Annotated in this window: 13 protein-coding genes and 1 pseudogene; 8 read left to right on the top strand and 6 right to left on the bottom strand. The window is 69.2% G+C overall.

Annotation, left to right across the window (positions count from 1 at the left end; translation table 11 throughout):
- Positions 1 to 357: 357 nt before the first annotated feature.
- Entirely contained in the window at positions 358 to 975 is a 618-nt protein-coding gene (locus ACZ7KF_RS35995; RefSeq protein ID WP_471084937.1) for a lamin tail domain-containing protein, read from the bottom strand.
- Between the two features lie 681 nt (positions 976 to 1,656).
- Here ACZ7KF_RS35995 and ACZ7KF_RS35990 point away from each other — a divergent pair.
- Positions 1,657 to 1,788 carry a hypothetical protein gene (locus ACZ7KF_RS35990; protein ID WP_471084934.1) on the top strand — a complete coding sequence of 44 codons (132 nt, stop codon included), beginning with the start codon at positions 1,657 to 1,659 and terminating at the stop codon, positions 1,786 to 1,788.
- A gap of 77 nt (positions 1,789 to 1,865) precedes the next feature.
- Here ACZ7KF_RS35990 and ACZ7KF_RS35985 read toward each other — a convergent pair whose 3' ends face one another.
- The 5 genes and pseudogenes from ACZ7KF_RS35985 to ACZ7KF_RS35965 all read right to left on the bottom strand — a co-directional run bounded on the left by ACZ7KF_RS35985 (position 1,866) and on the right by ACZ7KF_RS35965 (position 7,706).
- Positions 1,866 to 2,279, bottom strand: coding sequence for a hypothetical protein (locus ACZ7KF_RS35985; RefSeq protein WP_471084931.1), 414 nt, complete (start codon positions 2,277 to 2,279; stop codon positions 1,866 to 1,868).
- 109 nt (positions 2,280 to 2,388) lie between these two features.
- Positions 2,389 to 3,645, bottom strand: coding sequence for a DUF1266 domain-containing protein (locus tag ACZ7KF_RS35980; protein ID WP_471084928.1), 1,257 nt, complete (start codon positions 3,643 to 3,645; stop codon positions 2,389 to 2,391).
- Positions 3,646 to 4,092: 447 nt separating this feature from the next.
- Positions 4,093 to 4,443 carry a hypothetical protein gene (locus ACZ7KF_RS35975; protein WP_471084926.1) on the bottom strand — a complete coding sequence of 117 codons (351 nt, stop codon included), beginning with the start codon at positions 4,441 to 4,443 and terminating at the stop codon, positions 4,093 to 4,095.
- A gap of 46 nt (positions 4,444 to 4,489) precedes the next feature.
- Positions 4,490 to 5,827: pseudogene (locus ACZ7KF_RS35970) on the bottom strand (RHS repeat-associated core domain-containing protein); the annotation flags it as partial.
- Positions 5,828 to 5,987: 160 nt separating this feature from the next.
- Positions 5,988 to 7,706, bottom strand: a complete 1,719-nt coding sequence (locus ACZ7KF_RS35965; RefSeq protein WP_471084923.1) for a chitinase — start codon at positions 7,704 to 7,706, stop codon at positions 5,988 to 5,990.
- 238 nt (positions 7,707 to 7,944) lie between these two features.
- Here ACZ7KF_RS35965 and ACZ7KF_RS35960 point away from each other — a divergent pair, with 238 nt between their 5' ends.
- The 7 genes from ACZ7KF_RS35960 (at position 7,945) to ACZ7KF_RS35930 (ending at position 13,929) form a co-directional block, all read left to right on the top strand.
- Positions 7,945 to 8,877, top strand: coding sequence for a hypothetical protein (locus tag ACZ7KF_RS35960; protein WP_471084920.1), 933 nt, complete (start codon positions 7,945 to 7,947; stop codon positions 8,875 to 8,877).
- 62 nt (positions 8,878 to 8,939) lie between these two features.
- A complete protein-coding gene (cpaB, locus tag ACZ7KF_RS35955; protein ID WP_471084917.1) occupies positions 8,940 to 9,644 on the top strand; it encodes a Flp pilus assembly protein CpaB in 705 nt (234 codons plus the stop codon).
- Between the two features lie 9 nt (positions 9,645 to 9,653).
- Positions 9,654 to 10,892 (top strand): AAA family ATPase, encoded by a 1,239-nt coding sequence (locus ACZ7KF_RS35950; protein WP_471084914.1) that lies wholly within the window; start codon positions 9,654 to 9,656, stop codon positions 10,890 to 10,892.
- A 7-nt stretch (positions 10,893 to 10,899) separates the two neighbouring features.
- Entirely contained in the window at positions 10,900 to 11,280 is a 381-nt protein-coding gene (locus ACZ7KF_RS35945; protein WP_471084911.1) for a pilus assembly protein, read from the top strand.
- 1 nt (position 11,281) lies between these two features.
- Positions 11,282 to 11,620, top strand: coding sequence for a TadE/TadG family type IV pilus assembly protein (locus ACZ7KF_RS35940; RefSeq protein WP_471084908.1), 339 nt, complete (start codon positions 11,282 to 11,284; stop codon positions 11,618 to 11,620).
- A gap of 15 nt (positions 11,621 to 11,635) precedes the next feature.
- Positions 11,636 to 12,973 carry a CpaF family protein gene (locus ACZ7KF_RS35935; RefSeq protein ID WP_471084905.1) on the top strand — a complete coding sequence of 446 codons (1,338 nt, stop codon included), beginning with the start codon at positions 11,636 to 11,638 and terminating at the stop codon, positions 12,971 to 12,973.
- Between the two features lie 11 nt (positions 12,974 to 12,984).
- Positions 12,985 to 13,929 carry a type II secretion system F family protein gene (locus ACZ7KF_RS35930; protein WP_471084902.1) on the top strand — a complete coding sequence of 315 codons (945 nt, stop codon included), beginning with the start codon at positions 12,985 to 12,987 and terminating at the stop codon, positions 13,927 to 13,929.
- Positions 13,930 to 13,942 lie beyond the last annotated feature (13 nt).

The following is a 13,942-nucleotide window of genomic DNA, read 5'->3' as shown; positions in this document are numbered from 1 at the left end:
GGGTGGAGGTGGGGGTGTTCGCGTGCGACGTGCGGACGCGGACCCGCCGGGGCCTTCGGTGGGGCTCCCTGTGAGTCCGCTGTGCGGGTTGGCGCTCATGGTGCGGCGTTGGCATGATCAGGTCAAGCGAAAAGGGCGATGATGGCGTGAACCGTGCCGTGCCGCCCGAGCCGGGACGGACGCCGGGGCGGGTCGCATGCCGACCGGAAAGCGGGCTCGGCGGCGACCCGACTGCGGGCCCGATGGCGACACGAAGAGGCAGCGCGCCGCTTCGCGGGGGAAGCGGCGCGCTGCCGGGGAGGGGCGCCGTGGGCCGGGGCGGGGGTCAGCGCTCACCGGCCCACGGACGGGCGGGGGTCAGTGGTGGCGGCCGTGCCACTCGCCGTTGCGGTGGTCGCCGTGCCGTCCGCCGTCACGGTGGTCGTCACGCCATCCGCCGTCACGGTGGCCACGGTGGTCGCCGCGCCATCCGCCGTCGCGGTCGCCGCGATGGTCGGGGATGTACCCCCAGGAGGTGGCGTCGATGAAACGGCCGTTGTCGTTGCGCAGGGTCGCGGTGTCGTGGTCGCTGTCCCACACGGACCGGTTGCGGTCCTGGTAGACGTCGTTCTTCCGGTCGCGGCCCACGCCCGTGTGGACCCGCACGGTCTGGTGGGCCTCCAGCCGGTAGTGCCGGAAGATGTAGGTGTGGCCGTCCTCGTCCGAGAGCGTCCACCCGTCGAGGTTCACGACCCGGGGGCCGTCGTTGGCGACCTCCACCCACTCCCGGTTCAGGGCGGCGTTGGAATGGGTGTACCGGTCCGACGAGTGGTGCTGCACGTCGCTGATGACCACGGGCGGACGGTGCGCGTGGTGCATGCGGCCGTGGTCGTGGTCGGCGGCCGAGGCGGGCAGCGCCGCCACGCCCGCGGCGGCGGTCGCCACCACGGCGACGGCTGCTGCGCGGCGGACGGCTGCGGAAACGGAAACGGACACGAGGTCCCCCTTCGCGAGGGTCGTGCACACCCCGCCTGTCACCTGCGACGCGTGGGGGGCGGAGTGCGGTGTACGAGTGGCGACCGGTCGGCCGCACGCCCACACAGTGCGACCGCGGACAGGGCCGGCGCGGCGAGACGCGGGGGCTGTTACGGTTCACGCATATTTCTGTAACTCGCGGATGCATTGTCCATTTATGCCGCGAATGCGAAGCGCACGGGTGACGCCGGGCCCACCCCCGCCACAACACCGCGCCCGACACCCGGAAGTGAGTAACAGCCGACACCGCCCTCGGACCGCCGACGGCCCGCCACCCCGCCCGTCGTGATCCTGCCGCCCCACGAACTGCCCGGACCGGAGCGCGTATGACGCGAACTCGCCACGGCCCGGCTCGTTGATCACGCCGCGAGCGGTGCCACGGCGAAACTGGCCTCGTGGCCGAGCGGACTCGGATTTCCGGGGCGGCATTCGACGTACGGGCACGGCCCCGGGACAGTGCCGCGGTCTTCGTCCACTTCGTCGACTCATGCCTGGCCGACCCCCGGCGAAGCAGATGTGGAGGGACCTGATGACGGCGATCCAGTACTTCTGGCGACCCCCGCTCGCGGAACAGGTGCGCGAGAAGGGACGAGAACAGGGGCGGGCGCAGGCCAAGGCTGAAATGGTCCTCCGCATCCTCGATTGGCGCGGCGTACCGGTGCCGACGAGATCCGCGAGCGCGTCGAGGCACGCACGGACCTGAATCAGCTGGAGGTCTGGGCCCAGCGAGCCGTCCGTGCGGCCGAGGCGGAGGAGTTGTTCACCGAGAGGTGATCACGTGACCGTCGGGCAGCTCGTTTCTCGGTCCGTGTCGTTCTTCCGTGAGCTGCGTCTAGGGGGGCTCGGCCGAGTCAGGAAAAGTCCTCCTGAAGGATCCAGTACTCGGCTCCCTCGCTGCTCGCCGCGCATACGCTGTGGCCACTCATGCTTCGGGCGATGAACGTGAGGTCACCGCCTGGGGATTTCATGGAGAGGATGTTGGTCGTATCGGTCAGCCTCACATGCAGCCATCCGTACTCCAAGTTTCCGGCTACGAGGAACGAAGCGTCGTCGGCGATTACTCCCGCCTGTCGCGCGTGCGCAAGCCACGCTTCGTTCAACCGCTCGGTGAAGTCGGGAGAGTGCCGTGGGACCTTGCTGACGGGTGTTGCCGAGATGTGCACCACCCGCCGAAACGCCTGCCTCACAGTCGGGCCCGGCCCTGAGAATCGTCCGAGCACCTCAAAGCCAGCGACTTCGAAGCGAAGCTGGATGTTGTCGATCACTGATTCCTTTCGTTTATTCTTCGAGAAATAAGTGCTGGTCGGTGGGTGGGGCTGCAATGGCGGTGATTGGCAGATCCGTGCCACGGAGTTTATGCACCACCACTTGTCATCACCGGAACGGAATGTTGAGCCAGGGGCTGCCGGGATCGGACGTCAGGATGCGATGGGCCTCGACCATGTCCTGGTACCAGTCGCCGAACTCCTCCTCGTCGAAGTGCAGGCTGCGGCCGAGGATGTAACCGGCGGAGAAGTCCTGCCAGGACTTGTAGGACAGGGAGGCGGCCCGGCCGGCCCGGACCACGGCGGACTCGGCCTCCTTGAGCGTGCCGAGTCGGGCCCCGAGTCCCCACCGGGCCATCTTCGAGGCGCGGCCGAGGTCCCAGGCATCCACGGACGAGACGTACCGGCCCTCGTCGAGTATCCCGTCGGCCCGCATCCGGGCCTCATAGCGGGTGATGCGTCCGATGAGCCGCTGCACGCCATCGACATGGGCTTCGATCTCGGACTCGGGCCGGGGATCGGTCTTGGTGACACCGTCCGCGCTGACCGCGACCGAGCCCTCGGACCTCGCACGGATGACGTTGGCGGCGGCCTGACGCCAGTACCCGGTGTCGACGTGTCCAGCGAAATCACGGGCGATGGTGCGTCGCAGACCGAGGGCGAAGTCCCAGACGGAGCTGTGCTGCTCGCAGGCCAGGAGGTCGCGCAGGTAGTGCTGCCACTGATCGCGAGTGGTGATGCCCCACCACTCCTGGAGCCGCTTCCGCTCACCTGGGTATCCCATGCCGTGCCAGGCCATGGCGTTCCAGAACGACCCGTTGTTGACGCACAGGAGCGCGCCGCAGGCGAGGCCGTGGGCGACGGAGCCGTGCAGGGGGCCGCCGATACGGAGGGCGCGCAGCCGCATCGAATCTTTCCGGGCGGGGGCCTGCTGACCGTACTGCGCCCAGGTCGCGGACTGCGGAGGCGCCGAGGGCAGGAACGCCTCGCAGGGGCTCCCCGGATTGACGACGATCACCGGTGGATCACTCGGCTCCCACACCTTGGCGAACCACTCCAGGCGGTTCCAGTCGAACACCCGGTGGGGCTCGGGCGCGGGCAGCATCCCCTCGGTGCACACGGCCCAGACCCGCCCGCCGGCGACCCGGGGGTCGTACCCGAAGACGGGATACGTGGCACTGGGCGTGGCATCCGCGCCGTTCTTCTTTATCTCGAAGAACAGCCTGCTTTGAGCGAGCACCCCGAAGTACGCCGCCCAGTCCCCACGCCCCTTCGCCTCGAACAACGCCTGCTCGACATATGAGGGCGGGGCCCAGGCGGACGGCGGAGGAGGAGGGAAACCGGCAGGCGGTGGCCCGAATGACATGAAGAGTCCCCCTCTTGTGTTTCAGGGATCCTGGCCGCCGTCAGGCCGGCTCGTTGGTGTAAGCCGACAGCTGCGAGACGAAGGCGACTTCTGCGGTGGCGTGGAGACGGGTCTGGGGTGACGTCGCGATGATGACGATGCCGTCCTCCTGATACAGGGAGACGTCGGCAACGACGTTGGTTCCGAAGCCGTCCAGGGTGACGGATCTGAGACCGCTGAGCGAAATTTCTCTGCACGGTACTAAATTCCTGGGCTCCCCATTTCCTTGGAGGCCGGGGGGATAGTGCGGGAGGTCGAAGCGGAGTCTGAGTGTCGGCCCGTCAATGACACGTCGACTCGGGCTCCTGTCACTGTAAGGCTAGTACTCACAATGTTGCGCAGTTCCTACAACTTAATCAGACTTGCTGCATCTTTCTTTGAGTGTTAGGTCGAGTGGGTTGGGGTCCTTTAGGTGTACAGCAGCCTGTCCTGTACGGAGAATTGCGGGGCTACTTGGATTTCCATCGCGCCAACGCATTCGCCCGTGTCGAAATGGATTGTGATATGCGCTGTTGGTGGGGCGGACGAGGTGGTCAAACGAATCGCGCCCTCGCGATAGACATCCAGCAGATTGCGCTTATCGTCGCGTGTCCAGCGCACTCTGACCGACCTGGAAAGGGTGTCGTACGACAGGGTCAGCGAGTCACCATCACTACTTTGCCAGGTCAGTAGGCGTGCGCCACTCTCGTCTGTTTCTGGCCATTCGCCGATAGTGTCGAAAATTTCCTGGTCCTCCGGGGTTGCAAATTCCCTGTACATGCTTGCCTCTGATCTGGAAAATTCAGCCTGGTTCGGTGCGGGGTGGTCATTTCGACGGACTGCTATGGATGCTCACGTTCGGCCCGCTGCCGCGGAAAATCACAGTAGACAGCCTGTGCTTACCGTCAGAGAGTACTTGCCATGTGCTCTCTACCTCCAGAGCGCCTCGCGGCCCGTACAGCACCGATCTTGAGACGCCGAACTCGCCGCTTCCGCCGTCCCATTCGTTGGTGAATGTGCGCTCGAAGGGTTGGCGTGACGCGTTTTTGAGGTGGTCCGTCACGTACTGGCGCATCTCGGAGGTGTCACTGATGCCGATGCGATGGAGTTGCAGCTCATTCTGGAGCGCGCGAGGGGAGTTGTGTGAGTCCGGTTTGATGTCCTTATTGAAGAGATAGTGAAGTTTTCGTGGATCGACTTCCGCATTGCTCTGGCTCGGAGTGCATCCCGCGAGTCCTAACGGATCCATCCAAGTGCAAGGGTTGTGTACGTAGCTGGCCGGGTTTGGTGCGGGCGTGAGCCCTAGGGGGTCGGGGGAGGAATAGCGGGCCGATTCTGGGTCGTAATAGCGGAAGTAGTTGTAGTGGAGGCCGGTTTCCGGGTCGTAGTACTGGCCTGGGAAGCGTAGGGGTGTGTAGGCGGTGCTGTTGACTGACCATGCCGTTGTTCCCCACAGGGTGCTGCGGGTGCGCCAGGCGATCTCGCCCTGTTCGTCGATCAGTTCGCTCGGGGTGCCGACCAGGTCGGTGACGATGGCGAAGAAGCGGGAGTCGATCTCCTGCTGGTGGGCTTCCGCCGTCGTGATGCGTTCCGTCTGGGCGAGCGGGCGCAGGCCCTGGTGGTCCCAAGTGAGGGTGACCGGGTGGGGGAGGTCCGCGGACGTCGTCGTCTGTTCGCAGAGGGTGGTGCCGTCCCAGGTGAAGTCCACCCGCTCCACGACCGTCTCGCCGTCGTCCGCCAATCGGAGTTTCGCCGTGCGGCGGCCCAGGGGGTCGTACGTGTAGCGCCAGCGGGCGCCGTCCGGGGTCAGCACCGACGTCAGGCGGTCCTCGGCGTCCCACTCGTAACGCCAGCTGTCCGGCTTGCGGGACAGGCGGGTCTTCCGGCGCAGGGTGATGCGGCCCAGGGCGTCGTGTTCGTAGCGGACGTCGCCGGCTCGGGTGATGCGCGTGCCCGCATAGGAGCGGGGCCCCATCGCCTCGCCGCCCGGGTGGCCCGACGGCCAGGAAGCCTGCGTCTGGTTGCCGGCCTCGTCGTAGGCGTATCGCTCGGACCAGCCCGCCGCGTGGACCGCCGTCACCCTGCCCGTCGCGTCCAGGTCGAAGCGGCGGGTGCCGGACAGGTGGTCCTCGATGCCGATCAGGTTGCCGTCGGCTCGGCAGCCATGCCCGCGATCATCACACCGGCCTCTTGGCGATCGCAACGCGATACGGGTGAGAAAGGTCAGGTCCGGCCAAGTCGGGGTGAGTCCGGTACCCGAAGGGCACGCGAACGGCGCCCGGAGCCGGATGGCTCCGGGCGCCGTGTGCCGGCGGGTGTTCAGGTCACGGCATCGCGTGGACGTGGGCCCCCACCGCGTTCGACCAGGCGTTGCCCGACGCCGCGTCCCAGTTCGTGGACCAGGTCATCGCGCCCCGCAGGTCGGGGTAGGTCCTGGAGGGCTTGAAGGTGCCGCAGCCCGTGCCCTTGGCCAGGCAGTCCAGGGCGTTGTTCACGACCGTGGGGGACACGTACCCGCTGCCCGCGCCGCTGGTGGACGCCGGGAGGCCGAGGCCGACCTGGGACGGGGACAGGCCGCCCTCCAGCTGGATGCAGGCGAGGGCGGTGAGGAAGTCGACCGTGCCCTGGCTGTACACCTTGCCGTCGCAGCCCAGCATGGAACCGCTGTTGTAGTACTGCATGTTGACGACCGTGAGGATGTCCTTGATGTTCAGGGCCGTCTGGAAGTAGGACCCCGACGTCGACTGCATGTCGATCGTCTGCGGCGCCATCGTGATGATCAGGGACGAGCCCGCCTTGGAGGACAGGGAGCGCAGTGCCTGCGTCATGTAGGTGGCGTTGAGGCCGTTCTCCAGGTCGATGTCGACGCCGTCGAAGCCGTACGTCTGCATCAGGGAGTAGACGGAGTTCGCGAAGTTCGTCGCCGAGGCGGCGTCGCTCACCGACACCGTGCCCTTCTCGCCGCCGATCGAGATGATGACCTTCTTGCCGGCCGCCTGCTTGGCCTTGATGTCCGCCTTGAACTGGTCGACCGTGTAGCCGCCGAGGCCGGACGAGTCCAGGTTGAAGGAGACCGCGCCCGGCGTCGAGGTCGCGTCCGCGAAGGCCACCGCGATGATGTCGTAGGCGGAGGGGACGTCGGAGATCTTCTGGACCGTCGCCCCGTTGTTGAAGTTCTGCCAGTAGCCCGTCACCGCGTGCTTGGGCAGGGTGCCGCCGCCACCGCCGCCTCCGCCGGTCGCGGTCGTCGTGCCCGTCACGGTCGCCGACTTCGCCGACTCACCCGCCGAGTTGGTCGCGGTGACCTGGAAGGGGTACGACGTCGACGCCGACAGGCCGGTCACCGTCGCCGACGTGCCCGTCACCGCCGTCACCTTCGTGCCGTTGCGGTAGACGTTGTAGCCCGTCGCGCCGGACACCGCCGACCAGGCCAGGGAGACCGAGGAGGAGGTCGTGCCGGAGACCGAGAGGCCGGTCGGCGCGGACGGGACCGTGGGGGCCGGGTCGCCGCCTCCGCCGCCGTCGGGGCCGTAGACCGAGATGTCGTCGGCGTAGTAGGCGGCCTGGCCGTACCAGCCATGGGTGTAGACGGTGACCGACGTCGTGGACGCGCCGGTGCTGAACGTCGTCGACAGCTGCTTCCAGGACGCCGAGTCGGGCGTCCAGGTCGAGACGTCCGTGGTGCCGGTGCCGGTCACGCCCAGGTAGGAGTAGCCGCCCTGGACCCACGCGCTCAGTGTGTACGTCGAGTTGGGTTTGACCGCCACCGCCTGGGTGCACTGGGCGTTGTCCTGGCCGGCCGGGGTCGCCTTCAGGGCGGTGGTGCCGGCGTGCGCCGGGGAGGAGACCGTGGTGCCGCTGCCGGCGGAGCAGGTCCAGTTGGTCAGGCCGGACTCGAAGCCCGCGTTCTTGACGTTGTTGACGTCCGCCGCGGACGCGGGGGAGGCGGCGAGGCCCGCGACCGAGAGGGCCAGGGCGGTGGCGGCGGACCACGTCGCGAGTCGCCTTCTGCGGGGTCTGGGGGTGCCTGGTGCGCGGTCCACTGGAGCCTCCGGTGGGGAGTTGGCGGGGAGAGGGGGAGAGCACGGTGGCCACCGCTCGCTCTACAAGTTGGTCCAGACCAATCCAGGGTGTCAAGAGGTCCAGACCAAAACCGTGTCCACTCGTCGGCTCAACCTGTCCGGGTTTGGCGGGACTTGCTCCGGGAGAGTTCCACACCGGCTTCACAAACGCTGTTCTCCGGTCATACGGCCGTGGATACAGTGCTCAGGTAGTCACGCAATGAAGTCGTCCTGGCGCATTGGGGTTACACCGGTGAGCCCGGCGGGTGTGAAGAGCGGGGAGCTGCGCGTGCCAACTGCCATTGCCGTGACCAGCGCCGACATGGCGCTGCCGGCGCAGGACGAACGGACCATGCCCGCCGTCGTGCTGACCGGCCTCGACCACAAGCCGCTGGAGCAGGCCCTCACCGAACTCCACACCCTGACCGAGCAGCACGGGTACGTGGTCGTCGTGTGCTCCCAGGCCACCCCGGAACCGGTCGTCCGGCGGCTGTACACCCTGCGCTCGCTGCTGGAGAGCGACCGGGTCGCCCTGTTCCGGCCCGAACTGCCACCGCTCGGCGTCGCCGTCCTGGCCCGGCAGCTGCGCCAGCTCGCCTCCTGCGACCTCAGCCCGGGCGTGCTCGCCTCCGCCGGACGGCTGCTCACCCATTACATCCACGCCGGTGCCGTCCTCGGCTCCGTCGCCAAGCTGGACCGGGTCCCGGTCGGGCTGAAGGCGCACGCCAGGTCCTGGGTGCCGGGCAGCCAGTTCGCCGTCCTCGCCCATCCCGAGCCCCAGCTCGTCAAGGTCGCGCCCGACGTCACCCTCAAGGGGCCCGAGTTCAGCACCTGGATGCTGGTCGCCAAGGGTCAGCTGCAGAGCGACTGGGCCGCCGGCCTCGGTACCCGGTGGGGCGTGCACGGGCTGCGCGAGACCCCGCTGCCCGCCGAGTCCCCGGTGTGGTGGGGGACCGGCCGCGTGGTCGAGTTCTGCGGCTACCTCGCCGATCTGTCGGTCCTCTACCAGCTGGTCACCTCGGTGCGGCAGGCCAGCTGTCACTGGTGCGGCCTCGACGTCATCGGCGACCGGTGCGTCTTCTGCTCCGCCACCCCGCCGCCCGCCCACGAACTCGCCACGCCCCGCGCACTGGAGCAACGCGCGCCCGCCTGACCGGCCCCGACGCCCTCCTCACATCCCGCTCGACCGATTCCCCCAATGAGGTTGCACGGTTCATGAACTCCCGTCAGCGCCGCGGCGTGATACTCCTGATCCTGTCGGTCCTGTGCGCTCTGGGCGCGTTCGCCGGCGTGCTCTCCGTCGTCCACGACGCGAATTCCAAGGTCGGGCCCGAGGTCACCGCCTACCGGGTCACGACCGAGGTGAAGCCGTACACCCCGCTGGACACGGGCCAGTTCGAGAAGATCCGGATGCCCGAGCGGTGGCTGTCCGCCAACGCCGTCACCGACCTCCGGCAGATCCACGGCAAGATCGCCGTGACCACCCTGCGCGCGGGCTCCCTCCTCCAGACCGACATGATCGTGAATCAGCCCGCCCTCCAGCCCGGCCAGCAGGAGGTCGCCATCATGATCGACGCGGCGACCGGCGTCGCGGGCAAGATCACCCCCGGCTCGCGCGTCAACGTCTACGCCACCTTCGAAGGGAAGAAGGAGGGCGACCCCGACCAGTCGAAGATCATCGTCACCGGCGCCCGGGTCCTCGACGTCGGCCAGATCACCGCCCTCGACCCCGACAACGACAAGAACCAGCAGCCCACCGAGGCCGTCCCCATCACCTTCGCGCTGTCCACCATCGACGCCCAGCGCATCACCTACGCCGAGTCCTTCGCCCAGCGCGTCCGGCTCGCGCTCGTGGCCCCCGGCAGCGAGACCAGCGTCCCCGACAAGGACCGCACCTACGAACTCGCGACGGACAAGTGAGAGGCGGCCATGCCCACCAGGATCCTCCCGGCCGGCGCGGACCCGGACGCCGTCCGCTCCCTCACCACCCTGCTCAGCCAGCTCCCCGACGCCGAACCGCAGCCCCCGGTGACCGACTCCACCCAGCTGGTCGACGCCCTCGCCCGGCTCGCCGCCGAGTCCGTCGACGAACTGCCGGAAGTGGTCGTCGTCCATGAACGCATCGGCCCGGTACCGGCCCTGGAGCTGATCCGCGAGGTCGCCCTGCGCTTCCCGGCCGTCGGCGTCATCCTCGTCACCACGGACGCCGGTCCCGCCCTGTTCGCCGCCGCCATGGACTCCGGCGCCCGCGGCCTGGTCGGGCTCCCGCTGTCGTACGAGGAACTCGCCAACCGCGTCCAGGCCGTCGCCCAGTGGTCCACGGGCGTACGACGGCACCTCGGGCACGGGGCCGAGGTGCTCGCGGGGGCCGGCGGCACCGTCGTCACGGTCAGCGGCGCCAAGGGCGGCGTCGGCGCGACACTGACCGCCATCCAGCTGGCGCTCGCCGCCCAGGCCTCCGGCCGTGCCACCGCACTCGTCGACCTGGACCTCCAGACCGGCGACATCGCCTCCTACCTGGACATCCAGTTCCGGCGGTCGGTGGCCGACCTGGCCACCATCACCGACATCTCGCCCCGCGTCCTCGCCGACGCCGTCTTCCGCCACGACACCGGCCTCGCCCTGCTCCTCGCACCCGGCGAGGGCGAACGCGGCGAGGAGGTCACCGACCGGGCCGCCCGCCAGCTCGTCAGTGCCCTGCGCTCCCGCTACGAGGTCGTCGTCATCGACTGCGGCGCCCAGCTGAGCGGCGCGGGCGCCGCGGCGGTGGAGATGGCCGACACGGCCCTGCTCGTCACCACGCCGGACGTCATCGCCGTACGCGCCGCCAAGCGGACGGTACGGATGTGGGACCGGCTGCAGATCCGCAAGGCCGAGGAGACGACGGTGGCCGTCAACCGGCACACCCGGAGCGCCGAGATCCAGCCCGCCCTGGTCCAGCGCATCACCGGCACGGCACTGGCGCGGTCGGCGGTGCCCGCCAACTACAAGGAGCTCCAGGCGGTCGTCGACGCGGGGAGGGTGCACGAACTGGACGCCAAGAGCACGGTGAAGCAGGCCCTGTGGGCGCTGGCTGGAGAGCTGGGGCTGGTGCGGGCACCGGACGAGACCGGCTCCCACCGGGGCGGCGGGCGCGGACCCGTGGGCTTTCGGCGGCGGAAGGAGTGAGCGTGCGATGAGACGGCCGGGTGGCGATCGCGGACAGGTCAGCATCGAGTTGCTCGGGATGACGCCGCTGATCGTGCTGACGCTGGTGCTGATGTGGCAGGCCGTACTGGTGGGGTACGCCTTCACGCTCGCGGGGAATGCTGCGGACGAGGGCGTGCGGGCGGGGACCGCGGTGCCTCCGGGGGAGCGGTTCGCGGTGTGTCAGCAGGCCGCGCTGAAGCATCTGTCGGGCGCGTGGCGAGGGGGTGCCAGCGTGGAAAGCTGTGGGGGGACCGGCTATGTCACCGCCGACGTGGCCGTCAAGGTTCCCGTCCTCTTCCCCGGCTTCCTCGACTTTCCCGCCACCGTGCACGGTCGTGCCGGTGCCGTGGAGGAGGCGAAACGCTGAGATGTCGTACCGCCCGAGGCGCGACCGCGGCCAGGTCGCCATCGAATACCTGGGGTTCATCCCGATCCTGCTGATCGTCGGGCTGGCCGGCATCCAGATCGGTGCCGTCGCCTACGCGGCCGAGCAGGCCGGCACCGCCGCCCGGGCGGGGGCGCGGGCGCAGTCGCTGGGACAGAGCGCCCAGGAGGCGTGTGCGCGGGCGGTCAGTCTGCCGGTGGAGTGCGGGACCACCGGAGGCGACGGCGACTCGGTCACCGTCACCGCCCGCGTCACCATCCCCAAGGTCCTCTGGAGCTTCGGTGACGCCACCAAGTCCGCCACCATGCCCCGCGACCACTGAGAGGAGAGGCCGACCATGAGCCTGCGGGCACGCATCAGCACTCCGGAGGAGCACGGCAGCCGGGGCGAGGACGGGCACCTGGTCGCCTCCTACCGGGCCAAGCTGCTGGAGGAGATCGACCTCGCGGAGATGAGCGCGCTGGCCGCCGCCGAACGCCGGGCGCGGCTGGAGCGGGTGCTCGGGCACATCATCAGCCGTGAGGGACCGGTGCTGTCGACGGTCGAGCGGTCCCAGCTGATCCGCAGGGTCGTGGACGAGGCGCTCGGGCTCGGCATCCTGGAGCCCCTCCTGGAGGACGCCTCGATCACCGAGATCATGGTGAACGGCCCCGACGCGATCTTCGTGGAGCGCGGCGGCCGCGTCGAACAGCTGCCGTTGCGGTTCGCCTCGTCGGACCAGCTGATGCAGACCATCGAGCGGATCGTCTCCACGGTGAACCGCAGGGTGGACGAGTCGAACCCGATGGTGGACGCCCGGCTCCCCTCCGGCGAGCGGGTCAACGTCATCATCCCGCCGCTGTCCCTGACCGGCCCGATCCTCACCATCCGCCGCTTCCCGCGCTCCTTCACCCTCCAGGAACTGATCGGCTTCGGCTCGCTGGACGAGCACATGGTGTATCTGCTGGCGGGCCTCGTACAGGCGAAGTTCAACATCATCGTCTCGGGCGCGACCGGCACCGGCAAGACGACGCTGCTCAACGCCCTGTCCGGGCTCATCCCCGCGCACGAACGCATCATCACCATCGAGGACTCCGCCGAACTCCAGCTCCAGCAGACCCATGTGGTCCGCCTGGAGTCGCGCCCGCCGAACGTGGAGGGCAAGGGGCAGATCACCATCCGCGACCTGGTCCGCAACTCCCTGCGGATGCGCCCCGACCGCATCGTCGTCGGTGAGGTCCGCGGCGGCGAGTCCCTCGACATGCTCCAGGCGATGTCCACCGGCCACGACGGCTCCCTCGCCACCGTGCACGCCAACAGCGCCGAGGACGCGCTGACGAGGCTGCAGACCCTCGCCTCCATGTCGGACGTCGAGGTCCCGTTCGTCGCCCTGCACGACCAGATCAACAGCGCCGTCGACGTCATCGTCCAGCTCACCCGGTTCGCCGACGGCGCCCGCCGCATCACCGAGATCGCCCTGCTCGACAGCCACGGCGGGGAACCGTACCGGCTGGCGACCGTCGCCCGCTTCGACGCGCAGCCCATGACCCCCGACGGCCGGATCCACGGCACCTTCCGGTACTTCCCGCTGCCCCGCCGCACCGCCGACCGCCTCTACATGGCGAGCCAGCCCCTCCCGCAGGCCTTCGGCGTCGCCCGCACCGCCGACCAGCTCGCCACCCGAGAAGCCAGGTAGGTACGCCCCCCATGGAACTGCACACCCTCGTCCAGCTCACCACCGGAGTGGCGCTGCTGACCTGTGTCCTCGCGGTGGCCGGTGTGCACAGCTACGCCTCCGGCCGGGCCCAGCGGGCCGCCCTGGTGGACCGGCTCGCGCACACCGGCGCGCCACCGGCGGCCGGCCGCAGACGCCGCTTCCGCGACCTCGACCGGCGACTGCGCCGCACCCGCCTCGGCCGCTGGTTGGAGCTGCGCCTCGCGGCGACCGGCCTGGACGTCACCCCGGGCGAGTTCTTCGTCTGCCTGCTCGGCACGGTGGCCGCGCTCTGGCTGATCGGCCAGGCCACCCTGGCCCCCTTCTTCGGCCCGCTCGCCGGGCTCCTCGGCGTCTGGGCGGCGGTCCAGTTCCTGAACTGGCAGCGCCAGAAACGCATCGAACGCTTCATCGGCCAACTCCCCGAACTCGCCCGCATCCTGGCCAACGCCACCCAGGCCGGACTCGCGCTGCGCACCGCGATCGGCATGGCGGCGGAGGAACTGGAGGCCCCGGCCGGCGAGGAACTGGCCAAGGTGTCCGACCAGCTGGCCGTCGGGCACTCCCTGGAGGACGCGCTCGGCGAGCTGGCCGACCGGCTGCCCTCGCGCGAACTGGTCGTCCTCGTCACGACGCTGGTGCTGTCGAACCGGGCGGGCGGGCAGGTGGTCTCCGCGCTGCGCAACCTGACCGAGACCCTGGAGGAGCGCAAGGAGACCCGGCGCGAGATCCGCACCCAGCTCTCCCAGGTGACCATGACGTCGTACGCCGTGCCCGTCCTGGGGGTCGGCGCGTTGTTCCTGATGAACGGCGTCAAGGACGGCGCGCTGGACCGCATGACCGGCTCGCCCGTCGGCCAGGCCTGCGTGATCATCGCGTTCGCCATGTACGCCGTCGGCTTCGTCCTCATCCGCCGCCTGAGCCGGATCGACGTGTGAGGGAGGTGACCCG

The sequence above is a fragment of the Streptomyces sp. NPDC038200 genome (assembly GCF_055600785.1).
The sequence above is the reverse complement of the archived record's forward strand: the minus strand, read 5'-3'. Positions and strand labels throughout refer to the sequence as shown.

Coding starts and splice junctions, on each gene's coding strand:
- ACZ7KF_RS35940 (WP_471084908.1), top strand. CDS start 11,282: ATGTCGTACCGCCCGAGGCGCGACCGCGGCCAGGTCGCCATCGAATAC.
- ACZ7KF_RS35975 (WP_471084926.1), bottom strand. CDS start 4,443: ATGTACAGGGAATTTGCAACCCCGGAGGACCAGGAAATTTTCGACACT.
- ACZ7KF_RS35945 (WP_471084911.1), top strand. CDS start 10,900: ATGAGACGGCCGGGTGGCGATCGCGGACAGGTCAGCATCGAGTTGCTC.
- cpaB (WP_471084917.1), top strand. CDS start 8,940: ATGAACTCCCGTCAGCGCCGCGGCGTGATACTCCTGATCCTGTCGGTC.
- ACZ7KF_RS35935 (WP_471084905.1), top strand. CDS start 11,636: ATGAGCCTGCGGGCACGCATCAGCACTCCGGAGGAGCACGGCAGCCGG.
- ACZ7KF_RS35930 (WP_471084902.1), top strand. CDS start 12,985: ATGGAACTGCACACCCTCGTCCAGCTCACCACCGGAGTGGCGCTGCTG.
- ACZ7KF_RS35950 (WP_471084914.1), top strand. CDS start 9,654: ATGCCCACCAGGATCCTCCCGGCCGGCGCGGACCCGGACGCCGTCCGC.
- ACZ7KF_RS35980 (WP_471084928.1), bottom strand. CDS start 3,645: ATGTCATTCGGGCCACCGCCTGCCGGTTTCCCTCCTCCTCCGCCGTCC.
- ACZ7KF_RS35960 (WP_471084920.1), top strand. CDS start 7,945: ATGAAGTCGTCCTGGCGCATTGGGGTTACACCGGTGAGCCCGGCGGGT.